Annotated in this window: 23 protein-coding genes, 1 pseudogene and 1 riboswitch; of the genes and pseudogenes, 10 read left to right on the top strand and 14 right to left on the bottom strand. The window is 65.8% G+C overall.

Annotated features, from left to right (window positions below; genetic code table 11):
• Position 1: 1 nt before the first annotated feature.
• Together CVS48_RS05840 and CVS48_RS05835 are read left to right on the top strand one after the other, a co-directional pair.
• On the top strand, positions 2-1,165 hold the full coding sequence (locus CVS48_RS05840) for an NAD(P)/FAD-dependent oxidoreductase (protein ID WP_100853653.1): 1,164 nt from the start codon (positions 2-4) through the stop codon (positions 1,163-1,165).
• Positions 1,162-1,569 (top strand): RidA family protein, encoded by a 408-nt coding sequence (locus CVS48_RS05835; protein WP_100853652.1) that lies wholly within the window; start codon positions 1,162-1,164, stop codon positions 1,567-1,569. Before CVS48_RS05840 ends, CVS48_RS05835 begins: the two co-directional genes overlap by 4 nt.
• Here the strand turns inward: CVS48_RS05835 and CVS48_RS05830 are convergent.
• From CVS48_RS05830 to CVS48_RS05810, 5 genes are read right to left on the bottom strand one after another with little or no spacing between them, the layout of a single operon-like run.
• Positions 1,544-2,824, bottom strand: a complete 1,281-nt coding sequence (locus CVS48_RS05830; protein WP_100853651.1) for an amidohydrolase family protein — start codon at positions 2,822-2,824, stop codon at positions 1,544-1,546. The two genes, CVS48_RS05835 and CVS48_RS05830, sit on opposite strands and share 26 nt — an antisense overlap.
• A 22-nt stretch (positions 2,825-2,846) precedes the next feature.
• A complete protein-coding gene (locus CVS48_RS05825; protein WP_100853650.1) occupies positions 2,847-3,797 on the bottom strand; it encodes an ABC transporter permease in 951 nt (316 codons plus the stop codon).
• Positions 3,798-3,807: 10 nt separating this feature from the next.
• Entirely contained in the window at positions 3,808-4,881 is a 1,074-nt protein-coding gene (locus CVS48_RS05820) for an ABC transporter permease (RefSeq protein ID WP_100853649.1), read from the bottom strand.
• Between the two features lie 49 nt (positions 4,882-4,930).
• A complete protein-coding gene (locus CVS48_RS05815) occupies positions 4,931-6,460 on the bottom strand; it encodes an ABC transporter ATP-binding protein (RefSeq protein WP_100853648.1) in 1,530 nt (509 codons plus the stop codon).
• Positions 6,457-7,503, bottom strand: a complete 1,047-nt coding sequence (locus CVS48_RS05810; RefSeq protein ID WP_100853647.1) for a BMP family protein — start codon at positions 7,501-7,503, stop codon at positions 6,457-6,459. The genes CVS48_RS05815 and CVS48_RS05810 overlap by 4 nt, the downstream gene beginning before the upstream one ends.
• A 328-nt stretch (positions 7,504-7,831) precedes the next feature.
• On the opposite strand from CVS48_RS05810, the gene CVS48_RS05805 reads away from it, so the two are divergent.
• The 5 genes from CVS48_RS05805 to CVS48_RS05785 all read left to right on the top strand — a co-directional run bounded on the left by CVS48_RS05805 (position 7,832) and on the right by CVS48_RS05785 (position 11,712).
• Positions 7,832-8,746, top strand: a complete 915-nt coding sequence (locus CVS48_RS05805; RefSeq protein WP_100853646.1) for a DedA family protein/thiosulfate sulfurtransferase GlpE — start codon at positions 7,832-7,834, stop codon at positions 8,744-8,746.
• Between the two features lie 90 nt (positions 8,747-8,836).
• Positions 8,837-9,763 carry a 2-dehydropantoate 2-reductase gene (gene panE / locus CVS48_RS05800; protein WP_100853645.1) on the top strand — a complete coding sequence of 309 codons (927 nt, stop codon included), beginning with the start codon at positions 8,837-8,839 and terminating at the stop codon, positions 9,761-9,763.
• 199 nt (positions 9,764-9,962) lie between these two features.
• Complete coding sequence (locus CVS48_RS05795; RefSeq protein ID WP_100853644.1) at positions 9,963-10,574, top strand: NAD(P)-dependent oxidoreductase; 612 nt, start codon at positions 9,963-9,965, stop codon at positions 10,572-10,574.
• 41 nt (positions 10,575-10,615) lie between these two features.
• Entirely contained in the window at positions 10,616-11,203 is a 588-nt protein-coding gene (locus CVS48_RS05790) for a flavin reductase family protein (protein ID WP_100853643.1), read from the top strand.
• Complete coding sequence (locus CVS48_RS05785; RefSeq protein ID WP_100853642.1) at positions 11,203-11,712, top strand: nucleoside 2-deoxyribosyltransferase; 510 nt, start codon at positions 11,203-11,205, stop codon at positions 11,710-11,712. Before CVS48_RS05790 ends, CVS48_RS05785 begins: the two co-directional genes overlap by 1 nt.
• Positions 11,713-11,736: 24 nt before the next feature.
• Here CVS48_RS05785 and CVS48_RS05780 read toward each other — a convergent pair whose 3' ends face one another.
• A complete protein-coding gene (locus CVS48_RS05780; RefSeq protein ID WP_100853641.1) occupies positions 11,737-12,396 on the bottom strand; it encodes a TetR/AcrR family transcriptional regulator in 660 nt (219 codons plus the stop codon).
• 150 nt (positions 12,397-12,546) lie between these two features.
• Here CVS48_RS05780 and CVS48_RS05775 point away from each other — a divergent pair.
• A pseudogene (locus tag CVS48_RS05775) lies at positions 12,547-13,744 on the top strand (arabinose transporter).
• 87 nt (positions 13,745-13,831) lie between these two features.
• Here the strand turns inward: CVS48_RS05775 and ribB are convergent.
• Both ribB and CVS48_RS05765 read right to left on the bottom strand, forming a co-directional pair.
• The gene (ribB, locus tag CVS48_RS05770) at positions 13,832-14,545 is read right to left on the bottom strand and encodes a 3,4-dihydroxy-2-butanone-4-phosphate synthase (protein WP_100853640.1); all 714 of its coding nucleotides are present in this window, start codon (positions 14,543-14,545) and stop codon (positions 13,832-13,834) included.
• A gap of 113 nt (positions 14,546-14,658) precedes the next feature.
• Positions 14,659-14,813: riboswitch (FMN riboswitch) on the bottom strand.
• 85 nt (positions 14,814-14,898) lie between these two features.
• On the bottom strand, positions 14,899-15,417 hold the full coding sequence (locus CVS48_RS05765) for an SET domain-containing protein (RefSeq protein WP_100853639.1): 519 nt from the start codon (positions 15,415-15,417) through the stop codon (positions 14,899-14,901).
• 127 nt (positions 15,418-15,544) lie between these two features.
• Between CVS48_RS05765 and CVS48_RS05760 the strand changes: the two genes are divergently transcribed.
• A complete protein-coding gene (locus CVS48_RS05760; RefSeq protein ID WP_100857527.1) occupies positions 15,545-16,465 on the top strand; it encodes a bestrophin family protein in 921 nt (306 codons plus the stop codon).
• A gap of 7 nt (positions 16,466-16,472) precedes the next feature.
• Here CVS48_RS05760 and CVS48_RS05755 read toward each other — a convergent pair whose 3' ends face one another.
• On the bottom strand, positions 16,473-16,943 hold the full coding sequence (locus CVS48_RS05755; protein ID WP_050447422.1) for an Lrp/AsnC family transcriptional regulator: 471 nt from the start codon (positions 16,941-16,943) through the stop codon (positions 16,473-16,475).
• A gap of 93 nt (positions 16,944-17,036) precedes the next feature.
• On the opposite strand from CVS48_RS05755, the gene ilvB reads away from it, so the two are divergent.
• A complete protein-coding gene (gene ilvB / locus CVS48_RS05750) occupies positions 17,037-18,863 on the top strand; it encodes a biosynthetic-type acetolactate synthase large subunit (protein WP_100853638.1) in 1,827 nt (608 codons plus the stop codon).
• 261 nt (positions 18,864-19,124) lie between these two features.
• Here the strand turns inward: ilvB and CVS48_RS05745 are convergent, their stop codons facing one another.
• From CVS48_RS05745 to CVS48_RS05725, 5 genes are all read right to left on the bottom strand, one after another.
• Positions 19,125-19,904 (bottom strand): SDR family oxidoreductase, encoded by a 780-nt coding sequence (locus CVS48_RS05745; RefSeq protein ID WP_100853637.1) that lies wholly within the window; start codon positions 19,902-19,904, stop codon positions 19,125-19,127.
• A 26-nt stretch (positions 19,905-19,930) separates the two neighbouring features.
• Positions 19,931-20,785, bottom strand: coding sequence for an ABC transporter permease (locus CVS48_RS05740; protein WP_167400949.1), 855 nt, complete (start codon positions 20,783-20,785; stop codon positions 19,931-19,933).
• A 13-nt stretch (positions 20,786-20,798) separates the two neighbouring features.
• A complete protein-coding gene (locus CVS48_RS05735; RefSeq protein WP_167400948.1) occupies positions 20,799-21,569 on the bottom strand; it encodes an ABC transporter ATP-binding protein in 771 nt (256 codons plus the stop codon).
• The gene (locus CVS48_RS05730; RefSeq protein WP_100853635.1) at positions 21,569-22,627 is read right to left on the bottom strand and encodes an ABC transporter substrate-binding protein; all 1,059 of its coding nucleotides are present in this window, start codon (positions 22,625-22,627) and stop codon (positions 21,569-21,571) included. The genes CVS48_RS05735 and CVS48_RS05730 overlap by 1 nt, the downstream gene beginning before the upstream one ends.
• Before the next feature lie 193 nt (positions 22,628-22,820).
• Positions 22,821-25,448 (bottom strand): DNA topoisomerase III, encoded by a 2,628-nt coding sequence (locus tag CVS48_RS05725; protein ID WP_100853634.1) that lies wholly within the window; start codon positions 25,446-25,448, stop codon positions 22,821-22,823.
• Positions 25,449-25,482 lie beyond the last annotated feature (34 nt).

The raw sequence follows: 25,482 nt of genomic DNA, 5'->3' as shown, positions 1-25,482 counted from the left end.
CATGACCGATGCAACGCGGTCGGCGCAAGTCATCATCATCGGCGGGGGCCTGCATGGCAGCTCGGCGGCGCTACATCTGGCGCGCGCGGGCGTGTCGGCCCTGGTGATCGAAAAGAACTACGTGGGGCGGCATGCCTCGGGCGTGAACGCGGGCGGCGTGCGCACCTTGTCGCGGCACTTGGCCGAAGTACCGCTGGCGCTGGCCTCGCGCGAACTTTGGTATCGCATCGGCGAGCTGGTGGATGACGACTGCGGCTTCGAGCAGCACGGCCAGGTGCGCGTGGCCGAGAACGCCGCCGATGTCCAGGCGCTGCAAACGCGCTTGCGCACGATGACCGATCACGGCTACACGCATGAACAGTGGATCAGCGCTGAAGCGCTGCGGGACATGATCCCGATGATTGCGCCGACCATCGAGGGCGGATTGATCGCGCGTGAAGATGCGGCGGCCGACCCCTACCGCACGACGCTGGCGTGTCGCAGCAAGGCCGCCAGCCTGGGCGCGCGCTTTCTGGAAGGCGTGCGCGTGGACCGCGTGGCGCACGACGGCGGCCAATGGCGGGTGGAGACCGATGCGGGCACCTACACCGCGCCGCAAGTCTTGAATTGCGCGGGCGCCTGGGCCGACCGCATCGCGGCGCAATGGGGCGAGCCCGTGCCGCTGCTTGCCATCAGCCCCATGATGCTGGTGACCTTGCGCATGGACCATTTCCTGGACCCGGTGGTGCTGGGCACGGGACGCGCGCTATCGTTCAAGCAGCGCACGAACGGCACCGTGCTGATCGGCGGCGGCCGGCGCGCCTGGGTGGACCGCGACGCGGAATGGACCGAGCTGGACTTTCGTTCGCTGGCCGAGGGCGCGCGCACGGTCTGCGACCTGTTTCCGCACATGCGCGACGCCATCGTGAACCGGGGCTGGGCCGGCATCGAAGCGGCCATGCCGGACGAGATTCCCGTCATCGGCCGCAGCAGCCGCCACGAGACGGCCTTCCATGCCTTCGGCTTTTCGGCGCATGGCTTTGAATTGGGCCCGATCGTGGGCCGCATCATGGCCGACCTGATCACCACCGGCGCGACGGACATGCCGATCGAGCCATTCCGGATTGAACGTTTTTCGGACGCCACGATGGCGTCCACCCCATCAGAAAAGGAGCAGGACGTATGAACAACGATATCGTGCGCAAAGACACCAACCAGCGCCTGAGCCGCATCGTGATCCACGGCGATACGGTCTATGTGGCGGGGGTGACGTCAACGGCCGAAGGCGGCATCGTGCCGCAGACGCGCGACGTGTTGGCAAAGATAGATGGCTATCTGGCGCAGGCCGGCATCGACAAATCGCGGCTGTTGTCGGTGCAGATCTGGTTGAAGGATATCGACCGCGACTTCGCCGGCATGAACAGCGTGTGGGCTGAGTGGGCGCTGCCCGAGGCGATGCCCACCCGCGCCACCTGCGAGGCCAAGCTGGCCGCGCCGGAGCTGCTGGTGGAGATCATCGTGACGGCCGCGAGGCGGCCGCAGCCTGTCGGCGGCCCGGGGTATGTCAGCGGGCCGGTGTCTGAAAGCTGACCTGGCCGGGGCGGCCCGGCAGACTCAGGGTGGCGGTGGCGGGCGGCGTGGTCGCAATGACCTGGCCCGCGCGCAGCACCATCAGCCGGGTCGCGCGCAAGCGTAGCGCCTCGACGGGGTCGCGCGCTTGCAGCAGCACCAGGTCGGCACGCTTGCCGACCGCGATGCCCGTGTCGTCCAGCCCCAGGATCTTGGCGGGCGTGGTCGTCACGGCCTCGAAACAGGCGCGCATGGCGTCCTGGCCCGTCATCTGGGCCACATGCAGGCCCATGTGCGCCACTTCCAGCATGTCGCCCGAACCCAGGCTGTACCAGGGGTCCATCACGCAGTCATGGCCGAAGGCCACCGGCACGCCAGCCGCCAGCAATTCCGGCACGCGCGTCATGCCACGGCGCTTGGGATAGGTGTCGTGGCGGCCTTGCAGCGTGATGTTGATCAGCGGGTTGGCAATCGCGGCCACGCCCGCTTCGCGGATCAGCGGGATCAGCTTGGACACGTAGTAGTTGTCCATCGAATGCATGGACGTCAGGTGCGAACCGGTGACGCGGCCGTGCAGGCCCAGGCGCTGCGTGTGATAGGCCAGCGTTTCGATGTGGCGCGACAGCGGGTCGTCGCTTTCGTCGCAGTGCATGTCCACGCGCAGGCCACGTTCGGCGGCCAGTTCGCACAGGATGCGCACGGATTCGGCGCCGTCCTGCATGGTGCGTTCAAAGTGCGGAATGCCGCCCACCACGTCCACGCCCATGTCGAGCGCGCGCTTCAGATTTTCCAGGGCACCGGGTGCGCGCAGCACGCCGTCTTGCGGGAAGGCCACCAGTTGCAGGTCCAGGTACGGTTTGACCTTCTCGCGCACGTGCAGCAGCGCTTCGGTGGCCAAGAGGCGCGGGTCACAGACGTCCACATGCGAGCGGATGGCCAACAGGCCGCGCGCGACGGCCCAGTCGCAATACGCCAGCGCGCGTTCCACCAGCGCCTCCTGCGTCAAGAGCGGTTTCAGCTCGCCCCACAGCGCGATGCCTTCCAGCAGCGTGCCCGACTGGTTCACGCGCGGCAGCCCGAACGACAGCGTGGAGTCCATATGAAAGTGCGCGTCGACAAAAGGCGACGACACCAGTTGACCGGCCGCGTCAATCGTCTGGCCAGCCTCGGCCTTCAACGCCGGTTCCACGGCAGTGATGCGACCTTGCGCCACACCAATGTCGATGTTCGTGCGGCCATCGGGCAGCGTGCAATTCTTGAAGATCAGGTCGAGCATGGTTGGGTCCTCGGGCGAGCCATTAGCGTTCGCCTTTGCGATAGGGTTTCATCAAGGCCTGCGGGTAGGCGGCGCGGCGCGCCATCACCACCAGGGCCAGGATGGACAGGATGTAGGGCAGCATCAGATACACCTGATACGGTAGCTCAGGCAGGCCGGGCAAGGCCGCGCCGCCTTGTTGCAGGCGCAGTTGCAGTGCATCGAAGAAAGCAAAGATCAGCGCGCCCAGCAATGCCTTGCCGGGACGCCACGACGCGAACACGACCAGCGCCACGCAGACCCAGCCACGGCCGTTGACCATGTTGAAGAAGAAGGCGTTGAACGCGGCTAGCGTCAGGAAGCTGCCGGCAACCCCCATCAGCGCCGACCCCGCCACGATGGCGCCCATGCGCAGCCGCGTGACCGACAGGCCCTGGCCTTCGGCGGCGGCGGGGTTTTCGCCCACCATGCGGACCGCCAGCCCGACCGGCGTGCGGTTCAGCACCCATGCCAGAATCGGCACGGCGGCCAGCGCGATCAGCGTCATTGGCGTCTGCCCGGCCAGCACGGGCCCGATCAACGGAATGCCGTCCAGGTATTTCATTTCAGCAAACGGCGTGATCGTGGGCGGCGTGTTCACGCTGGGAAACGTCACGCGGTACGCAAAGTACGACAGGCTGGTCGCCAGCAAGGTCACCCCCAGCCCCGACACGTGTTGCGACAGCCCCAATGGCACCGTCAGCACGGCGTGCAACAGGCCGAACACGGCCCCGGCGAACGCCGCCGCCAGCACGCCCACATACAGCGGCGCGCCCAGGTACACAACCAGCCAGCCGGTGAAGGCGCCCGCGGCCATGATGCCTTCGATGCCCAGGTTCAGCACGCCGGCGCGTTCGCACAGCAGCACGCCCAGCGTACCCAGAATCAGCGGCGTCGCCAGGCGCAGCACAGCGACCCAGAAGGCCGAGGTGCTCAATAGATCCATCCATTCCATGGCGTGTTCCTCAAGCCTGGTTGCGGCGCAGGCGGTACTGCGCGAATAGCGTCGCGACCAGCATGGCAAGCAACGAAGTGGCGACGATGACGTCGGCGATGTAGTTCGGCACGGCAATGGCGCGGCTCATGCTGTCGGCGCCCACCAGCATGCCGGCCACGAAGATGCTGGCCAGGATGACCCCCAGCGGATGCAGGCCGGCCAGCATGGCGACGACCACGCCGGTGTAGCCGTAGCCCGGCGACATATCCAGCGTGACGTAGCCAGTGCGGCCCGCCACTTCAATAGCGCCTGCCAGACCGGCCAGCGCGCCGGACAACATCGCGGTGCCCAGCATCACGCGGTTGACCGGCAGGCCCAGAAAGCGCGACGCATGTGCGTTGGCGCCCACGGCCCGCATCTGGAAGCCGAACACGGTATAGCGGTTCAGCAGCCACAAGCCCAGCGCCAGCCCCGCCGCCCACAGCAGCCCGGTATGCGCGCGCGTGCGCTCGATCAGCTTGCCCAGTTCCAGGTCACCGTTCAGCGCCACGGATTGCGGCCAGCCCATCGCCATCGGGTCTTTCATGGGCCCGTCCAGCATCATGGACACGAACAGCAGCACGATGAAGTTGCCCAGCAAGGTGGTGACGACCTCATCCACGCCCAGCCGGGTTTTCAGCAGCGCGGGAATCAGCAGCAGCAAGGCGCCCGCCAAGGCCGCCGCCAGCATCATGCCGCCGAACAGCACGGGCACCGGCAGATCGAAACCCGTGCCGTCATGCAGCCCGCCGATGGCCACCGCCGCCAGCGCGCCCAGATACAACTGGCCTTCGGCGCCGATGTTGTAGAAGCGCGCGCGGAACGCCACGGCACAGGCCAGGCCCGTCAACATCAGCGGGGTGGCGCGGGTCAGCGTTTCAGACAGCGCGAAGCGCGAGCCGAACGCGCCTTCGAACAGCAGCGCGTAGGTGCGGCCCACGGGCGCGCCGGCCCAGGCCACCAGCAAGGTGCAGATCGCCAGGGTGAAAAGGATGGCCGCGATCGGGGCCAAGGCCAGCGCCATGCGGCTGGGCTCGGGGCGACGTTCCAGGATCAGTTTCATGCGAAGAATGCTCAATAGAAAGGGAAGCGGCGCGGGGCGGTGTGAACCGTCACGCGCGGGTTCCCGTCATGGCCAGGCCGACGGTCGCGGGCGTCCAGTCGGCCACCGGCTTGATGGCGACGAGCTTGCCGCCGCACAGCACGGCGATGCGGTCGGCCAGGGCGAAGATCTCTTCCAGGTCTTCGGACACCAGCAGCACGCCGGCGCCGCGTGCGCGGGCGGCCAGCAATTGCTCGCGCACATAGGCCACGGCGCCGATGTCCAGGCCCCAGGTGGGCTGGTCGGCCACGATAAAGCGCGGTTCGCGCGCCAGCGTGCGTCCCAGGATCAGCTTCTGCATATTGCCGCCCGACAGGCTGCGCGTGCGCACATCCAGCGACGCCGCGCGCACGTCGAACTGCTTGGCCAGCGACGCGGCGTAGGCCCGGCCCGCGCGCGCGCGGATCAGGCCGTAGCGTGCGAAGCGCTTGTCCTTCAGGTCTTCGACGATGGCGTTTTCCCAAAGCGGGCTGTCGCCGATCATGCCTTCGCCGTGGCGATCTTCGGGGATGCGGCCGACGCGGGCGGCGGTCCAGCCGGCGGGCGACGTGGGCGCGGGCGCGTGTTCGGCGCCCAGCCGGATCGTGCCGTCGGACGGTTGCGCCAAGCCGGTCAAGACCGACACCAGCGCCTGCTGGCCGTTGCCGGCCACGCCCGCGATCGCCACGATTTCATGTTTGTGGACGGTAAGGTCCAGGCTGTCCAGGCGCGGCGCGCCAGCGCGGCTGTCGCGCACGGTGACTTGCGACAGCGTCACCACGGGCGCCGCCTGTTCGGCGGCGGCCACCGCTTCGGCGCGCGGCATGACGACCTTGCGGCCCACCATCAATTCAGCCAGTTCGGCGGGGCTGGTGGCGGCGGTGTCGCGTTCGGCCACCAGCTTGCCCTGGCGCAGCACCGCCACGCGGCGCGACACGGCCATCACTTCGTCCAGCTTGTGCGAAATGAAGATGACGGCCAGGCCGTCATCGACAAAACCGCGCAGCGTGGCGAACAGGTCCTGCACTTCCTGCGGCGTGAGCACCGCGGTGGGCTCGTCCAGGATCAACACGCGCGCGCCGCGATACAGCGCCTTCAGGATTTCAACGCGCTGCTTTTCGCCGACGGACAAGCCGCCCACGCGCGCATCCGGGTCCACGCCCAGGCCAAAGCGTTGGCCCAGTTCAACCAGGCGTTTGCGCGCCTTGCTTCGGCCGGACGCCAGCTTCCACAGCGATTCCGTGCCGACCATGATGTTGTCCAGCACGGTCAGGTTGTCGGCCAGGGTGAAGTGCTGATGCACCATGCCCACGCCCGCCGCCAGCGCGGCGTCGGGCCGTCCGGGCGGCAAGGGCTTGCCGAACACGTCGATGCTGCCCGCGTCGGCCAAGTAGTGGCCGAACAGAATCGACACCAGCGTCGATTTGCCGGCGCCGTTCTCGCCCAGCAGTGCCAAGACCTCGCCCTGCCGCAGCGTCAGCGAGATATCGTCGTTGGCCGTCAGGCTGCCGAAGCGTTTGGTGATCCCCGTCAGTTGCAGGGCGAGAGGCGCTTGGTTCATCGTGCCGAGGACTTGGGTTCTTTGTCGTTGACCTTGACGGTGAAGCTGCCGTCCAGAATGGCCTTCTGCTTGGCTTCCACCTTGGCGACGAGTTCGGCGGGAATCTTCTTTTCGAAGGTGCCCAGCGGCGCCAGCGACGAGCCCTTGTACTTCATCAGCGAGTACTGGCCGTAGTCGTCGGCCTTGAACGTGCCGGCCTTGACCTGCTTGAGCGCTTCGTCAATGGTGGGTTCCATGCTCCACAGGGCCGAGGCCACCACGGTTTCGGGGTACTGCGGCTGCGTGTCGATCACGTTGCCGATGGCCAGCTTGCCGCGTTCCTTGGCGGCGTCCGACACGCCGAAGCGCTCGGCGTACAGCACGTCCGCGCCCTTGTCGATCATGGCGAAGGCGGCTTCCTTGGCCTTCGGGGGATCAAACCACGAACCGATGAAGGTCACGGTGAATTCGGCCTTCGGGTTCACTTCCTTGGCGCCTTCGATGAAGGCGTGCATCAGGCGGTTCACTTCCGGAATGGGGTAGCCGCCAACCAGGCCGATCTTGCCGCTCTGGCTCATGCCGCCGGCGATCATGCCGGTCAGGTAGGCGGGTTCCTGGATGTAGTTGTCGAACACCGAGAAGTTGGGCTGCTGCGGCTTGCCCGAGGACCCCATCAGGAAGGCGGTCTGCGGGTAGTCCTTGGCCACCTTGCGGGCGGCGGATTCCACCGCGAAGGCTTCGCCCACCACCAGCTTGTTGCCCTGCTCGGCGTACTGGCGCATGACGCGCTCGTAGTCGGCGTTGGTGACGTTTTCCGAGAACGTGTAGTCGATCTCGCCACGGTCGCGCGCAGCCGTCAGCGCCTTGTGGATGCGCGACACCCATTGCTGTTCGACCGGCACCGTATAGATGGCGGCAACCTTGGTCTTGGCGGGCGCCTGGGCTGGGGCTTGGGCTTGCACTGCGCCCGAGAACAGCAGCGCACCGGTCGCGGCGGCCGCGGCCAGCTTGAGCAGCCCACGGCGAGCGATGCCGCCTGTGGACAGGGTGGACAGGGATTTCATGCGGGTGACTCCTTCGCGGGGGATGGAAACGTGATGGGATGGCAGCGATGCGGCGGCAGGATCGGCAGCGCGGCCCATCCTGGCGAAGCAAGTTGTATGCCATGCGGCATTCCTCGCGACAAGTCGGGGAAACCTGATGGACGGGCAGGATTATAGGCACCCCGGCTGGGATCCGTGGCACCAATTTGGTGCCCGCCGTTTCATGGGATGGACACGCGCCGGCAAAACGCACTGTTCCCCTATCGGCGACTCCGACAAACCGTTGCGCGGGTGGCCACGCCATTAAAATCGCTGCTTCGGCCGCGCGGCGCGGCATGCCGGAAGATCCATGCAAGACATTCAATTGCTGCTCGAGCAATACGGCGGGTGGCTGGTGTTCGCCAACGTCCTGGTCGAACAAGCGGGCTTGCCCGTCCCTGCCTACCCTATGCTGATCGCGGCGGGCGCGTTGGGCGGCGCGGCGGGTTGGCTGACGCCCTGGCTGGCCGCCACCGTGGCCTGCCTGTTGGCCGACACGCTTTGGTATGTGGCGGGCCGGCGCTATGGCGCGCGGTTGCTGGGCGTGGTGTGCAAGATGTCCTTGTCGCAGGACTCCTGCATCCGCCAGACGCAGCGGCTGTATTTGCGCATCGGGGTGCGGGCCTTGCTGGTCTGCAAGTTCCTGCCCGGCGCGGGCGCGCTGTCCACCGTCATGGCGGGCCTGACCGGCACGGCCTATCGCCGCTTCCTGCTCTATGACCTGGCAGGGTCCATGATCTGGGCGGGCTCCGCCTTGTTGTTGGGCGGCCTGTTCCACAGCGTGATCAATGATGTGCTCGACGTGCTGGGCACCTACGGCCCGACGGGGCTGGGCGTGCTGGCGGCGGTGCTGGCGATTTACATCCTGGCGCGTTTCCTGCGCCGCCGGCTTTTGTTGCGCAGCCTGCGCGTCATTCCCCGCGTGTCCGTCGACGAGCTCATGCAATGGCGCCAGGACGGCCGCAACACGCTGGTCTTCGATGTACGGCCCGACGCGCAAGGCGACGCCGCGCGCATACCCGGCGCCATCGCCGTGGACCTGAAGGCGCCCTTGCCCACGCTGGACCCGCAAGCGCTGGAGTCCGACATCGTGGTCTATTGCGCCTGCCCCAACGAGGTCTCGGCCGCGCTGCTGGCCTCGCGCCTGCGCGCGGCGGGGTATCCAAAGACCTGGGCGCTGCGGGGTGGCTTTGAAGCGTGGATGGAACGCAATCACGAGGCTTGAGTCGCCGGGCTTGGGCTGGGCGATGTTCCGCGCCAAGCGCATAATTCCGTATCAGCCCGCAAAACAGGCGGGCGGCTACAGGAGAGACGAATGCGGTTGTTGTTCTTGGGTGCTGGCGGCACCGGTGGATATTTTGGCGGACGCGCGGCGCAGGCTGGCGCGGATGTGACCTTTCTGGTGCGCGAACCGCGCGCGGCTCGGATGCGTGAACAAGGGTTGCGCATCCAGAGCCCGCTTGGCGATGTCACGCTGCACCCGAAGCTGGTCACGCAACAGACCTTGCAGGGCGCGTATGACGTGATTGTGCTGAGCTGCAAGGCGTATGACCTGGCCAGCGCCATCGACGCCATCCGCCCCGCGGTCGGCCCCGACACGGCGGTGTTGCCCATCATGAACGGCGTGCTGCAATACGACGTGCTGGATCGCGAGTTCGAGCCGCATCGCGTGCTGGGCGGCCTGTGCCAGATCAACGCCACGCTGGGCCCGGAAGGTGAAGTGGTGCACCTGGGCAAGCACGCGAATATTGTCTTTGGCGAACGCGCCGGCCCTGCCCGTAGTGAGCGTTGCGTGGCGTTGGAGCAGGCGCTGGCCGGGGGCGAATACGTCAGCCGCCTAAGCGAAGACATCCATCAGGACATGTGGGAAAAGTACGTCATGCTGACCACGCTGGCCGCCGCCACGTGTCTGATGCGCGGCTCGATCGGTCAGATCGCGTCCACCGATGACGGCATCGATATCCTGAAAAGCCTGTTGCAGGAATCGCAGTCCGTGGCGGCGGCGTCCGGTCATGCCGTGCGCCCTGAAGCCGATGCGTTCGTGCAGAACCTGATCAGCGACCGCACGCAGCCCATGACGGCGTCCATGTTCCGCGATTTGCGCCAAGGCCTGCCGGTCGAGGCCGATCACATCGTGGGCGACATGGTCAACCGTGCCCGTACCTTGGGCGTGGATGCGACGTATCTGCGCGTGGCCTATTCGCACTTGCAGGTCTATCAAGCGCAGCGCGCGGCGGCTTGAGTTGCAGCCCCGGGGCTGCGGTCTTGAGCCACTGCTGCATTGATGTATTGATGCATGGATTGCAAAAAACTCGTCGGTTCTATTGGGTTTTTTGTTCGGATTTGACCGAATAGTATGGATTGCCGAATTCGGGGCGGCGCAGGGCAAAGGCGCGTGGTGCGCCGCCAGCCGCCCCGGTTCCCGCTTAAGGAGCAAGACCATGAAAATCGCATTGATCGGCATTTCGGGCCGAGTGGGTTCGCGCGTGGCGGACGAGTTGCTCAAGCGCGGCCACCAGGTGACGGGCATCGCCCGCAACCCGGCCGACGTCAACACCCAGCCAGGCTTGACCGTGCAACAGGGCGATGCCACCGACCCTGAAACCCTGACCCCACTCCTGACCGGCCACGACGCGGTGGTCAGCGCCACGCGCTTTGTGTCCACCGACGCCAAGCCCTTGCTGGCCGCCGTGAAGAACGCGGGCGTGCCGCGCCTGCTGGTGGTGGGCGGCGCGGGCAGCCTGCAAGTGGCGCCCGGCACGCTGCTGATCGACACCCCTGAATTTCCGGACGCCTACAAGCCCGAGGCCCGCGCGGGCGTGGTCTTCCTGGACACGCTGCGTCAGGAAAAAGTGCTGAACTGGACCTTCCTGTCGCCATCGGCCATGTTTGAACCCGGCGAGCGTACCGGGGCATTCCGGGTCGGCGATGACTTCCTGCTGGCCGACGAGGAAGGCAAAAGCTGGATCTCGATGGAAGACTACGCGATTGCGTTGGCCGACGAAATCGAATCCCCCAAACATTCCCGCCGCCGCTTCACGGTCGGGTATTGAAGCCGGCAATCTGAAGCCGGCAACCCCACCCTGCAACGTCCATGTCCAACATCGAACCCGTCGATCTGCCTCGCTCCTACCTGCTTTTGAACCATGGCCCGACGGTGCTCGTCACCAGCGCCCACGGCGCGGCCCGCAACGTCATGGCCGCTGCCTGGGCGATGCCCCTGGATTTCAATCCGCCCAAGATGCTGGTGGTGGTGGACAAGAACACCTACACGCGCGAACTGATCGAAGCCTCCGGCGAATTCGCGCTGTGCATTCCTTCACGCGCGCAGGCCGCCGCCACGCTGAAAGTGGGTTCGGAAACGGGCCGGGACGAAGACAAGTTCGCGGCCTGCGGCTTGAACACGTTTGCGGCCAGCAAGATCGGCGCGCCGCTCGTCAGCGACTGCCTGGGTTGGCTGGAATGCAAGGTGGTGCCCGAGCCGCACAACCAACAGGCTTATGATTTGTTCATTGGCGAAGTCGTCGCCGCCTGGGCCGCGCCGGACGTGTTCTCGCAAAACCGCTGGCACTTTCCGGCGGACGAGCGGCGTTCCATCCATTACCTGGCGGGCGGTTCCTTCTTTACCACCGGCCAGCCGTTTAACGTTTCAGAACCCGTTTCAGAACCGGAGCAGCCCTGATGCGCAGTGTGTATCTCGCGGGGTTCGACGTATTCCTGCCCGATGCCGTGGCGCATGGCCAGCGCCTGAAGGCGCTATGCGCCACCTACGGGTTCGACGGCCTGTTTCCCTTGGACAATGCGGCGCCCCCGGACTTGTCGGGGCCCGCGCTGGCGCAATGGATCTATCGCGAAAACGTCGCGTTGATCCGCCGCGCCGACATGGTGATGGCCAACCTGAATACCTTTCGCGGCGCCGAACCGGATTCGGGCACGGCCTTTGAAGTGGGCTATGCCATCGCCTGCGGCAAGCCGGTCTGGGGCTACACCAGCCAGGCCGGGTCCTTGATCGATCAGGTGGCGGTGGGGGCGGCGGCGGACGACGGCGCATCGCGCATGGTGGATGCCGAGGGCCTTACGGTGGAAGACTTCGGCCTGAACCTGAACCTGATGCTGGCGTGCAGCGCGCGCATCGTGGTGGGCAAGGCCTCGGACTGCCTGGCCCTGATGGCGGCAGAGGCCAGCCGGTGATCGCCAAGCGGTAATCCCTAGCCGCTATTTCGCCGCCTTTTTGCGCGCCGGCTTCTTGGCCGTAGTGGCCGCAGGCGTGCCCAGATACCCCATCACCGCGTCTACCACGGCTTGCTCAAGCTGTTCGGTGGAAAAGCCCACGGGCGGCTCCAACGCCGCCGCATGCACCAACGATTCCATGATGCGCAGCACCACATAGGTGGCCAGGTCGCGGTCCTGTTGCGCGATCTCGGCCCGATGCAGTTCCAGCAAGTGCCGCATGCGGCGGTGGATATCCTGGTCGGCCAGGCTGTGGTCGCGCGGCGTATCGAACAGCGGAAACTCGCGTTCAAGCACCCGGTGCAAGGCCGGTTCCAGCAGGTGCGCGTGCAGCATGGCCTGCACGATGGCCGCCACGCGCTGCTTCAGCGTCGCGGCGGGGTTGCTGTTCAGCACCTCGTCGATGACATCCAGCATGTCGTTGTCGTGGCGCTGATGCAGCGCGGCGATCAGCGCGTTCTTGTTCGGAAAATACTGGTACAGCGACCCGACGCTGACCCCAGCTGTTTCGGCGATCAGATTGGTGTTGGTGCCGGCATAGCCGTGCGTGGCCAGAATGCGAGCCGTGGCTTGCAGGATCGTGTCGACGGTGTGCTGGGACCTGAGCTGGCGCGGCGATTTTCGGGGCTGAGGGATAGCAGTCATGGATGCGTGGAAAGGCGAGTATCAAACCTGAGCAATGGCTCATAAAATTCATGGCAGGCAATCTGATTGTTTACCCGCAAGCGCGGATTATGCCATCGACGAATTCTCCATGATGGTTTCAGATTGCCACAACCCTATCAAGGATTTCTCATGTCGAATGTATCGACGGCTGGGGCTGCGCCCACGGCCCGCGAACCCGTGCGCTCTGTTTTTGTGCAGTTGTCGCCGTTGGTTGTGGTGGTGTTCATTGCATTTTTCATGGTCGGCCTGCCGATGCCGGTCTTGCCGCTCTACGTGACCGGCACGCTGATGATGAGCGCGCTGGTGGTGGGCGTGGTGGCCGGCCTGCAGTTTGCCGCCGCCCTGCTGTCGCGCGCCTATGCCGGTGCGCTGGCTGATCGCCACGGCGCCAAGCGGGCGGTGGTGATCGGATGCCTGCTGGGGACGGCGGCGGGTGTGCTGTATGTGTTGGCCGACATGTTGTCGGCGCGGCCGCAAGGGGCGCTGACGGCGCTGTTGGCGGGCCGTGCGCTGATGGGATGCGCCGAAAGCCTGATCGTCACCGGTGCGCTGAGCTGGGGCGTGGGCCGCGTGGGGCCGCAGAACGCGGGCCGCGTCATGGCCTGGGTGGGCGTCGCCATCTACGCCGCCTATGCCTTGGGCGCACCCGCCGGCATGCGGCTGTATGCCTATGCAGGCTTCGCGGGCCTGGCGTGGGCAACGGTCGTGATTCCGTTGGCGGCGCTGGCGCTGGTGCTGCCGCAGCGCGCCGCTGGGTGGAGTGCGCACGCCCTTCTACCGGGTGCTGGGCATGGTGCTGCTACCCGGTCTGGGGCTGGCCCTGACCAGCGTGGGATTCGGCGTGATCACCGCGTTTGTCAGCCTGCTGTTTGTGCAACGCGGCTGGGACGGCGCGGGATGGATGTTCAGCGCGTTCGGCGTGGGCTTCATTCTTGCCCGCGTTTTCTTCGCGGGTCTGCCTGACAAGTTGGGTGGCGCGCGCGTGGCGCTGGTGTGCGTGCTGATCGAGGCGGCGGGCCAGTGGCTGATCTGGCAAAGCGCAACGCCGATGTGGGCGTATGCCGGCGCATGCCTGACCGGTGCGGGCTATTCGCTGGCGTTCCCGGCGTTCGGTGTCGAAGCCGTGCGGCGCGTGCCGGCGGCAAGCCGTGGCGCGGCCATGGGGGCGTATGTGGCGTTTCTGGATGTGGCGCTGGGTATCAGCGGCCCGGTGGCGGGCGGGCTGGCCGGCGCGCAAGGCGTTGGCGCCGTGTATGCGATGGGCGGCGCATGCGCGCTGGCCGCGGTGTTCGTGGCCCTGGCGCTGCGACGTCCTGTGTGGCTGTAGCCCGGCGACCCGCTGGCACCAGCCCGGTGGTTCGCTAGCCCGGCGCGGGGCCGCGCGTGGCTGCGGCCCGCCGGAATGCCGCTTGCCTTAGACGGTGGCGGCCATTTCCAGGACTTCGTCGTCCACGGTTTCGGCGTTGCCGTCTTTCAGCCTCTGCAGGTGGTCGGCCAGTTCCGCAATGGTCAGCGCAACCAGGCCGTGCTGGGCCGCGTAACGTTCCAGCGAGGCGCCGCGCATCATGGTGCCGTCGGCGTTCATCAGTTCGCACAGCACGCCGGCGGGGCGCAGGCCGGCCAGCACGGCCAGGTCCACCGAGCCTTCGGTATGACCACGCCGCGTCAGCACGCCGCCGGGTTGCGCACGCAGCGGGAACACGTGGCCGGGGCTGACGATGTCGTCGCTTTGGGCCGACGGCGAGATGGCGGCGCGGATAGTGGTGACGCGGTCAACCGCCGACACGCCGGTGCTGACGCCTTCGCGCGCTTCGATGGACACGGTGAAGGCGGTGGCGAAGCGGCTTTGGTTGCGCGTGACCATGGGCGGCAGTTCCAGCCGGTCCAGCGTTTCGCCGGGCAGGCACAGGCAGACGATGCCACTGCCGTCGCGGATCAACTGGGCCATGACGGGCACGGTGAGCTTGTCGGCCGCGACGATCAGGTCGGCTTCGTTCTCGCGGTCGAAGTCGTCCATGAGGATGACCGGACGGCCCAGGCGCAGATGATGCAGCGCGCGCTGCAAACGGGCGGCGAAGGGTTGCGAAGCCAGGCTGGGAAGGGACTGCGGGGTATTGAGGGTGGACATTGAAACGCTCTCGCAAAATAAAGTGGGCGAAAAACGTTTCAGGGCTAATCGACAGCCGAACGCAATACGACTTTCCAGGCGCATGGGCGCCTGGATGACGGGGTATTGTGCCGGCACATCTTCTCTCATCCGGACTATGACCGTCGGCTCTGGCATCTCACCAGATCTGCTGACCCCGATGTCCGTGAAGGACGCCGGGCGCTCGCGGGCTCGCCACATTGCATGGCATACCGCCGGTGGGGAATTACACCCCGCCCTGAAGACGTACTGCATGTCGTGTTAACGACATCGGCGATTGTACGCCTGTCTGCGCGGATGGCGGAACTGGTCGGGCGGGACGTGAACGCGGATTTTCAGGGGACGGATTTGTCGGCTTGGGCGGATTTGGTCGCCGTCTTCTTTTTCGGCAGCGCCAGCATCGTGCCCCGGCACGGCGGCGTGCCGCACAGGCAGCGGTAGCCTTCCTTCAGCGCCTTGGTGATGCGGCCGTCCAGGACCAGGCCGTAGTCGTATGACAGTTCGGTGCCGCGCGCGATGTCCTGCAAGGCGACGATGTACACGCGCTTGCCGTGCTTGCCTTCCTGGGCCTCGCAGTTGGGCTCACAGGAGTGGTTGATCCAGCGGGCGTCATTGCCTTCGTCGCCGCCGTCGATCACGCGGCCGGAGCTGAGCGCGAAGAAGAAGGTGTGGAAGGGATCGTCGGGGTTGGTCGGGTGGCGCCGGTCGGCTTCCTTGGCGCTGATGCGCGCGCCACCGTATTCAATGATGCGCGTGCCGGCGGGGATCTTGCGGGCGGCGAAGACGCCGGTGCCATGCAGCTTCGAGCGGCGAACAACATGCCAGGGCTTGATCGGGGTGGCTTCGGTGGTCATGTAGGCGTTGGGGAAGGCGTTGAAGAAGGCGTTGGGGCGCGCGAGACGAAACAGAATTATATCGACGCGCCTGTGACAGGATCACAGGCGTATAGTTGGCGCCGCCTTGTCCTTGGTTGATTTCATCATGATCGTCCGTCCGCGTCCTTCCGCGCTGGCTTTGTTCTTTGTGATGCGCGGTTCCATCATCCCGCGCATTCTTGGCAAGATCCTTGTCATCACGCTGCTGTCGTGCGTGGTGGTGTGGATGTACCACCGACTATGGTTCTCGCCCGCGCACCTGACGGCGGTGCCCTTCTCGCTGTTCGGCCTGGCCCTGTCGGTCTTCATGGGCTTTCGCAACAACGTCTGCTATGACCGCTGGTGGGAAGCCCGCAAGCAATGGGGCGACCTGATCGTGCAGGCGCGCAGCCTGGCCCGCGAAAGCGCGGTGCTGCTGGCCGCCAGCACGGCCAACCCGATTCAGGAACGGCTGGTGCGGCGCTGCATCGGCTTCGGCTACGGCCTGGCGGCGCGGCTGCGCGGTCAGGACATGGTGCAGGCCGTGCGCCCCTGGGTGCAGCAGGACGAGCTGGACACGCTTGCCGGTTGCCGCAATGTGCCGGACGCGCTGCTCATGGCCATCAACCGCGACCTGGCGGGCTGCCTGCGGCGCGGCGAACTCAGCGACATTCTTTACCAGGCGCTGACCCAGCGCGTGGCGCAGTGCGCCGCCATCCAGGCCGCCTGTGAACGCATCAAGTTCACGCCCTGTCCGTTTGCCTATTCGCTGCTGCTGCATCGCACGGCCTGGCTGTTCTGCTTGCTGCTGCCCTTCGGCCTGGTGGGCACGCTGGAATATCTGACGCCCGTGGCGGTCACCATCATCGCCTACACCTTCTTCGGGCTGGATGCCTTGGGCGACGAGCTCGAAGACCCGTTCGGCCTGGAAGAGAACGACCTGCCGCTGTCGGCCCTGGCGCGCGTGATCGAGATCGACCTGCTGGAAGGCCTGGGCGTACGCCCGTTGCCGGACGCCGCGGTGCCTGAAGACTTCGTCCTGCGCTGATGCCGTCTTAGCCCACCGGCCCGGTCAACGGCAGCATGGTTTCTTTCAGGCGGCGCAGCACAAAGCACGATTTGCTGTGGCGGATGCCGGGGATGCGGTAGAGCTGTTCGCGCAGCAGGCGTTCGTAGTCGCGGGTGTCACGCACGGCGATGCGGATGTAATAGTCGTAGTCGCCCGACACCAGGAACGCTTCCAGCACCTCGGGTATGGCCGCCAGGGCGCGGCCGAACTCGTAGAGTGTTTCTTCGCTGTGGCTTTCCAGCGTGACGTGGACGATGACCGTATCCATGAAGCCCAGGCTGGCGGGATCGATGTCCACGGTGTAGCCGCGGATGACCCCGGCGCCCTCCATGCGCTTGATGCGGTTCCAACACGGGGTGGACGACAGCCCCACCGCCGCGCCGATCTCGTTCAGGCTGGCGCGCGCGTTGTCCTGCAGGACCTTCAAAATGGCCAGATCAAACTTGTCCAGGTTCATTTTCTTTGATTCCTCCAAATCAAAGATGAATTTACTCTGGATGGCCCCGATTCGTAGAAAAGAAGATAAAAATTCTTCGTCGCTCCGAATAAGATAGATAGCATGAACGATCGCCTGCACCCCACCGCCGCCGCCGCGCTTGCCGCCACTGAACCCCCCCCTGCAAACGGGGCCAAGATTCTGCTGGACACCTTGATTGCGAACGGGGTCGACACGGTCTTTGGCTACCCCGGCGGCGCGGTCCTGCCGCTGTACGACGCCCTGTATGCCGAGCCGCGCTTGCGCCACGTGCTGGTGCGCCACGAACAGGCCGCCGTGCATGCCGCCGAAGGCTATGCCCGCACCACGGGCCGCACGGGCGTGGTGTTCGTGACCTCGGGCCCCGGCATGGCCAACACCACATCGGGCCTGCTGGACGCCATGTGCGATTCGATTCCGGTGCTGTGCATCAGCGGCCAGGTGGCCACGGCCGCCATCGGCACCGATGCGTTCCAGGAGTGCGACGCCATCGGCATTTCGCGTTCCGTTACCAAGTGGAATACCCAGATCCGTGCCGTGGACGACGTGGCCAATGTGGTGGCGCGTGCGTTTGAATTGACCCGCCAGGGCCGCCCTGGCCCGGTGCTGGTGGATTTTCCGAAGGACGTGCAACTGGCCGTGCCGCGCGACGCGGACGATGATGTGCCGGGTTTGCCGTCGCAGCAAAAGCTGGCCGCGCTGCGCGCGCGCCGGCAGTCCGGCAAGCTGGCGGCCAAGCTGCCGCAGTCGGCCGTGCGCCGCGCCGCCGCGCTGATCGCCCAGGCCAAGCGGCCCATCTTCTACGGCGGGGGCGGCTTGATCAATGCCGGCCCGGAAGCCTGCGAGGCCTTCACCGACCTGGTCCGCCACACCGGCGCGCCCTGCACCTTGACGCTGATGGGGCTGGGCGCCTTCCCCGCGTCCGACCCGCAGTTTGTCGGCATGTTGGGCATGCACGGCACGGTCGAGGCCAACCTGGCCATGCACAACTCAGATTTGGTGGTGTGCATCGGCGCCCGTTTCGATGACCGCATCACCGGCAAGCTGTCCGAGTTCTGCCCGCATGCGCGCAAGATCCATATCGACATCGACCCCGCTTCCATCAACAAGGTGGTGCGCGTGGACGTGGCGCTGGTGGGCGACTGCCTGCCGCTGGTGCGCGCGCTGCGCGCCGAAATGGGCGATGCGCCCTTGGACGCCGCGCGGCTGGCGCCCTGGTTCAAGCGCATCGAGGCGTGGCGCGCGCAGGACTGTCTGGGCTTCACGCCCGCCGCCGACGCGATCCTGCCGCAGCACCTGATGGCGAGCCTGAACGCCGCGCTGGCCGACCGCGATGCGATCGTCTCCACCGACGTGGGCCAGCATCAGATGTGGGCCGCGCAATACCTGCGTTTCGACAAGCCGAACCGTTGGCTGACGTCCGGCGGCGCGGGCACGATGGGCTACGGCGTGCCAGCCGCGATTGGCGCGCAGGTGGCGCATCCGGACAAGACGGTGGTTTGCGTCAGCGGCGATGCGTCGGTGTTGATGAACATCCAGGAACTGTCCACCGCCATGCAGCACGAGACGCCCGTGAAGGTCGTGTTGTGCAACAACGGCTACATGGGCATGGTGCGGCAATGGCAAGAGCTGATCCATGGCGGGCGGTATAGCCACAGCTATAACGCGTCATTGCCGGATTTCGTGGCCTTGGCGCGTGCGTTCGGCTGGGGCGCGGCGCGGGTGGATGATCCGGCAAAGCTGGATGCGGCGCTGGCGGAATGCCTGGCGCACGATGGGCCTTACTTTTTGGACGTGGCCGTGACGGCGCAGGAAAACTGCTTTCCGATGATGCCCGCCGGGCACGGGCATCAGAAGATGATGTTGGCGGAAGGGGTTTGGTATCAGGACGAGACGACCTGATTGTTTTGCGGGGTGATGGGTTGCGCGCGATGGGCGTGACCGTGCGCGGGGCGATATTTCCGCGCTTCACCCATCCTACAGTGGTGGCGCACGGCATTCGCCGTGCGTGATGAATGACCCCCGCTACTTCGTAGGATGGGTGAAGCGCGCACCGGTCTAACTGTTCCAAGATGCCCGCGTTCGCGCGCAACCCATCACCGGCGTTCGCGCGCAACCCATCATCGCCACAAAAACGCCCATCACCTCAAACGTCGATTCACCTCAAAACTGAATCGACAACCCTCCGTCCACCACCAACACGTGCCCGTTCACATACGACGCCGCCGGTGACGCCAGAAACACCGCCGCTCCGGCGATCTCCTCGGGCTCTCCCCAACGCCCCGTCGGATTGCGCGCCGCAATACGAGGACCGAAATTCGGGTCCGCCACCATGGCCGCATTCGTCTCCGTTGCGAAAGTGCCCGGCGCGATCGCGTTGCTGGTGATGTGGTGGCCGCCGAACTCTGCCGCCAATGCCCGCACCATGCCCGTCAGGCCCTGTTTGGCGGCGGGATAGACGGCGTCACCCGCGCGTGCCAGCTCGCCCACCACCGACGTGATGGCGATCAGGCGGCCGCCGCCCTGGCGCATCATGCGCTCGGCGGCGAACTTCGCCAGCAGCATGCCGGCCACCAGATCCGTATCGATCAATTCGCGAATTTCGGCGGGGCTGGTGTCGCGCAGCGTCTTGCGGTTGCGGGCGCCCACGTTGTTCACCAACACGTCCAGCCGGCCATGCTCGTCGTCAATGCGCTGGAACGCGCGTTCCATGTCGGCATCGTCGCTGACATCGAACGGCAAGGCGTGCGCGTCCAACCCCGCGTCGGCCAGCTCGGCCACGGCCGCGTCCACGGACCCGGCATTGCGGCCGTTGATCAAGACACGCGCGCCGCAACCGGCCAAGGCCCGCGCAATGCAAAATCCCAGCCCGCGCGCGGACCCGGTCACCAGCGCGACCTGCCCGGTCAAGTCGAAGTTACGCAGATACGGAAGTGTGCTCATCGATGATGCCCCGCCTTGTTCCATAGTCATTCCCTGAACTCCGGCGCCCAATGCAAGAGCCGCCGTTCCAGCCAGGTCACACAATAAACCAACACAATGCCCACGATGGACAGCAGCGTCACGGCCGCGAACATGTCGGTGGCGTTCAGCGTGGCCAGCGCGGTGATCATCAAATACCCCATGCCCGTGGTGGACCCGACGAATTCGGCCAGCACCACCCCGATCAGCGCGAAGCTGATGGCGTTGGGCAAGGCGGCGAACGTCCACGCCGCCGCGGTCGGAATGCGCACGCGCCAGAGGATCTGCCGCGGCGAGCCGCCCAGCGTGCGGCAGAAGTCGACCAGTTCGCGTTCTACGCTGCGCCCGCCCTTGTAGGTGTTGAAGAACACCAGGAAGAACACCACGAACCACGAGGTCACCACTTTGGACGCCAGCCCCAGGCCGAAGAACATGGTGATGAGTGGCACGAAGGCGATGCGCGGCATGGAATTGAACGCGACGATGAAGGGGTTGAACACGTCGGCCAGAAAGCGGCTGCGGCTAAGCGTCATGCCGACGATGAAGCCGCTGCCCACGCCCACCACCAGCCCCACCATCGTGGCTTGCAAGGTCAGCCACAGATGCGGCCAGACCGAGCGCGGGCCGGGTTGCAGCCATTCCCAAAGCCGCACCGCCACGCGTGACGGCTGGCTGATGAAGAAGGGGTCGAATAGCGTGTTCTGCGTGAACCAGGGAATGCGCGTCAGCGTTTCCCACGAACCCAGGATGACGGCAAGAATCAGCACTTGCCACAAGGTGATGCGGACGCGGCGCTTGACGGCGGCGCGGCGGTCCAGCCGTAGCTGGTCTTGCAGGGAATCGGAAGTGTCAGTCGAAATCATGGTGCGAATCGGGTCAGGCGGCGGCACGGAACTGCTGGCCCAGCACGCTCCAGAGGCTTTGCACGTGAGAGACGAACTGCGGTGTTTCGCGCAGCGTGAAGACGTCGCGCGGATGCGGGATGCGGATGCGCTCGTCCAGCAGCACGCGGCTGGGCGGGCCGGACAACACCACCACGCGATCCGACAGGAGGATGGCTTCGTCCAGGTCGTGTGTGACCATCACGATGGTCTGGCCCAGCTTGCGCCAGATCTCCATCAGTTCGCGATGCAGGTGCGTCTTGGTGTGCGTGTCCAGCGCGCCGAAGGGCTCGTCCAGCAGCAGGATGCGCGGTTCGACGGCCAGGCTCATCAAGAGCGCCACGCGCCGCCGCATGCCGCCCGAGAGCTGATGCGGAAAGGCGTCGGCAAAGGCGCTGAGATGACCAAGCTCCAGCAGTTCGGCCACGCGGCGTTCGATCTTGTCGGCGGCCACGCCCTGGAACTTCAGCCCCAGCGCCACGTTCTTCTTGACGCTGAACCACGGCAGCAGCGTGTCTTTCTGAAAGATGTAGCCCAACGCCGGGGGCACCTGCCCGTCGACCACCCGGCCGTCCACGTGGATGGTGCCCGTGGTGGGGCGCAGGAAGCCCGCGATCATGTTCAAGAGCGTGCTCTTGCCGCAGCCCGAGGGGCCCACGATGGACACGAATTCGCCTGCCTCGATCGTCAGGCTGACCTCGCCCACCGCATGCGTCGTGCCCTGGCGGGATTGGTACGCCTTGCCGACCTTGTCCAGCGTAATCATCAAAGGCCCCGCGCTTTGCGCACGAAGCTCATGTTCACGCACTTGGCGTAAGGCACGGTCTTGATCTCGTCGTTCGAGAACTGGCGGCCGTCGCCCATGATGGCCGTCATGCGGTTGTAGGCGTCTTCGGTGATGAGGTTGTCTTTCAAAAACACCGTGTCTTTGTAGACGCCCAGCGTCTTCTCGATGGCGGCGCGCGGAAAGGCGCTGAGATAGTCGTCGTAGATCGCGTCGGTGACGCCCGCGGCGCTGTTGGCGGTGATGAAGTCTTGCGCCTTGACCATGGCGGTGACGAAAGCCTGCACCACTTCCGGCCGCTTCTGGATGGTGTCTTCCAAGGTCAGAGCGGCAATACCCGGTACGTCGCCGCCCATGAATTCGTTCCATGAACTTTCGGTGGTGGCGTCGAATATCGGCACGCCCCAGCCTTCCTGGCGAGCCTGTTCCATCATGGACATGGTGGCCATGCTGGCGGACACCGAACCGGTCTTCAGCGCGCCCAGCATCGTGGCCAGATCGCCCAGCGGACGGATATCGACCTTGTCTGCCACGCCGGCCTTCTGCATCAGGTACAGCGCCATCAACCAGGTGCTGGACTGCGGTTGCGTGGCGCCCACGCGCTTGCCGGCCAGGTCCTTCAGCGACTTGATCTTGCCGCTGTCGAAGTCTTCGCGGCGCACGATGATGTTGGCATAGGTCAGCTTGCGGTCAAAGCCGAACACCAGCGTGGCGGCCTTGCCGGCGATGGTCAGCGCGGGGGCGGCGGTGGCTGCCGTGGCGCCGAACACGATCTGGCCCGCCGCCAGCAACTGGTTGGTGCGCGGGCCGCTTTGCGAATTCAGGTATTCGACGTCCAGGCCGCCTTCGCCAAAGTAGCCCTTTTTCAAGGCCACGTAGCCCGCCGCGAAGAAGGGGTCGATGCTGCCTTGCCCATAGGCCACGCGGCCCAGCTTGGGCTGGGCGAAGGCGATGCGCCCATCAAGCAGGCTGACGCCGGCCAAGGCCCCGGCGGCGGTCAGCATGCGGCGGCGGGTGGTGAAGCGGGGGCTGTGGGTCATGTCGTCCTCGGATTGAGTTTGGGTGTTGCTGTTTTGGGGTAGACGATAACGCAGGGGTGTGGGGGCAACAATGGAAAACGCCCGGGGGGGCCGGGCGTTTTGGGGGGGAGTGATGGGTTACGCGCGTTCTGCGGTTGGGTTCTTCTGCCCGGTTTATCGCGCTTCACCCATCCTACGGGGTCTTTCGCCCATCCTACGTGGCTTTTTTGGGGGCGGCTTTTTTGGCGGCGGTTTTCTTTACGGCGGCTTTTTTGACTGCCGTTTTCTTTACCGCGGCTTTCTTGGCCGGGGCCTTTTTCGCGGCCGTTTTCGTTGCCGTTTTTGCCGCCGTTTTGGTCGCGGTCTTGGACGGGGCGCGGCCGGGCTTTTCAGGACGCGGTTCGAATTCGAAGCCGATCTTGCCGTCGGGCTGACGCACCAGGAAGGCCTTGAACTTGCGGTTGGTGCGGCTGGACACGAAGCCTTCAAGCAGGTCGGTGCGGCCGTTACCCAGCAGCTTGCCCATCTGTTCGGCCGAGATCTCTTGCTGCAGGATGACCTTGCCCGAGCGGAAGTCGCAGGTCTTTTCGGGGCCGACGGACTTCTCGCACACGTAGCTCATGCCGTGCTCGAACACGCGCGACTGGCACTTGGGGCAGGCGCCCACCGGCGTGTGGCCGGAGAAGTCCACCGCTTCGGCATCGTCTTCGTCGTTCTGGCCGAAGTCGAATTCCAGCTTGTATTCATCGCTGATGCGCAGGATGGCCGCAAACGGACGGCCCATCTTGCTGATGAAGCCTTGCAGCGGACCGATCTCGCGCTTGGCCAGCAGCTCTTCGACTTCCGGCAGTTCGAAGGTGCGGCCGCCCGGGTGCTTGCCGATCGAGAAATCGCAGGCGGTGCAGGCGAAGCGGCGGTAGTTTTCCTTCACCACGGCGCCGCACTTGGGGCACGGCGTTTGCAGCGTGGCGTAGTCGCCCGGCACCGTGTCGCGCTCGTATTCCTTGGCGCGTTTGACGATCACTTGCGTCATCTGCGCGATTTCGCGCATGAAGGCCTCGCGGCCCAGGCCGCCCTGCTCGATCTGCTTGAGCTTGTGTTCCCACTCGCCCGTCAATTCGGGCGAGGTCAGTTCGGTTACGTCCAGGCCCGACAGCAGCGTCATCAACTGGCGCGCCTTGGCGGTGGGCACCAGGTCGCGGCCTTCGCGGCGCAGGTAGACCTCGTTGAGCAGGCCTTCGATGATGGCGGCGCGCGTGGCCGGCGTGCCCAGGCCGCGCTCGGACATGGCTTCGCGCAGTTCTTCGTCGTCCACCAGCTTGCCTGCGCCTTCCATGGCGGACAGCAAGGTGCCTTCGTTGAAGCGGGCGGGCGGCTTGGTCGACAGGCCGACGGCTTCGACGTCTTCCGTGCGCACGGTTTCGCCGTCGGCAACCGGCACCAGGTTGGCGTCTTCGCCCTGGGCTTCCTTGCCGTACACGGCCAGCCAGCCCGGGGTGACCAGCACCTTGCCGTCGGTGCGGAAGCGGTGCCCCTGCACTTCGGTCAGGCGGGTGGTGACGCGGTATTCGGCGGCCGGGAAGAACACGGCCAGGAAGCGCTTGAGCACCAGGTCGTACAGCTTGGCCTCGGCTTCGCTCAGGTCATGCGGGATTTGCAGCGTGGGGATGATGGCAAAGTGATCCGACACCTTCTTGTTGTCGAAGATGCGGCGGTTGGGCTTCACCCACTGCTGGCTGACGACGGTGCCCGCGTGGCGCGACAGGCCGCCCACGGCGTTCGAGCCGCCCGCGGCCAGCGCGCGCATCGTTTCCTGCACCGTGGTGATGTAGTCCTCGGGCAGGTAGCGCGAATCGGTACGCGGGTAGGTCAGCGCTTTGTGGCGTTCGTACAAGGTCTGGGCTAGCGACAGCGTGGTCTTGGCCGAAAAGCCGAACCGGCCGTTGGCCTCACGCTGCAACGACGTCAGGTCGTACAGGGCCGGCGACATCTGGGTCGACGGCTTGGATTCCTCGGTGACGTTGCCCGGCTGGTCGCGGCAGGCGGCCACCACGCTTTGCGCGGCGGCGGCCGACCACAGGCGCGATTCGCGCTTTTCCGGGTCACGGTCGTCTTTCTTGAATTGCGGGTCGATCCAGCGGCCTTCGTACAGGCCGGCGGCGGCGATGAAGGTGGCGCGCACTTCCCAGTAGTCGCGGGGCACGAAGCGGCGGATGCGCTCTTCACGCTCGGCCACGATGGCCAGCGTGGGCGTCTGCACGCGGCCGACCGGCGTCTTGAAGAAGCCGCCGTCCTTGCTGTTGAAGGCGGTCATGGCGCGCGTGCCGTTGATGCCGACCAGCCAGTCGGCTTCGGCGCGCGAGCGGGCGGCCGCTTCCAGCGGCTTCAACTGGGAGTCGTCGCGCAGGTTGGCGAAGGCTTCGCGGATGGCGGCCTGCGTCATCGATTGCAGCCACAGGCGCTGAATCGGCTTTTTCACGCCCGCATACTGAATGATGTAGCGGAAGATCAGTTCGCCTTCGCGACCCGCGTCACAGGCGTTGATGATCGAATCCACGTCCTTGCGCTTGGCCAGGCGGACCAGCAGCTTCAGGCGTTCTGCCGACTTCTTGTCGGTGGGGCCCAGTTCGAATTCCGGCGGAATCACGGGCAGGTGCGTGAAGCTCCACTTTCCCTTGACCGGATCATTGGGCGCGACCAAGCTCAGCAGGTGGCCGATGCTGGACGCGAGTACGTAACGTTCGCTTTCAAAATAGTCGCCCTCGCGCGCAAAGCCTCCCAAGGCGCGTGATATATCAAGGGCCACCGAGGGCTTCTCGGCAATAATCAGCGTTTTATTCATGTGTATCCAGTGGCGGTAGTCCCGCCTTAGTAGC

The organism is Achromobacter spanius (assembly GCF_002812705.1).
GTDB classification, from domain to species: domain Bacteria; phylum Pseudomonadota; class Gammaproteobacteria; order Burkholderiales; family Burkholderiaceae_B; genus Achromobacter; species Achromobacter spanius.
This window is presented reverse-complemented; position numbering and strand designations above follow the sequence as displayed.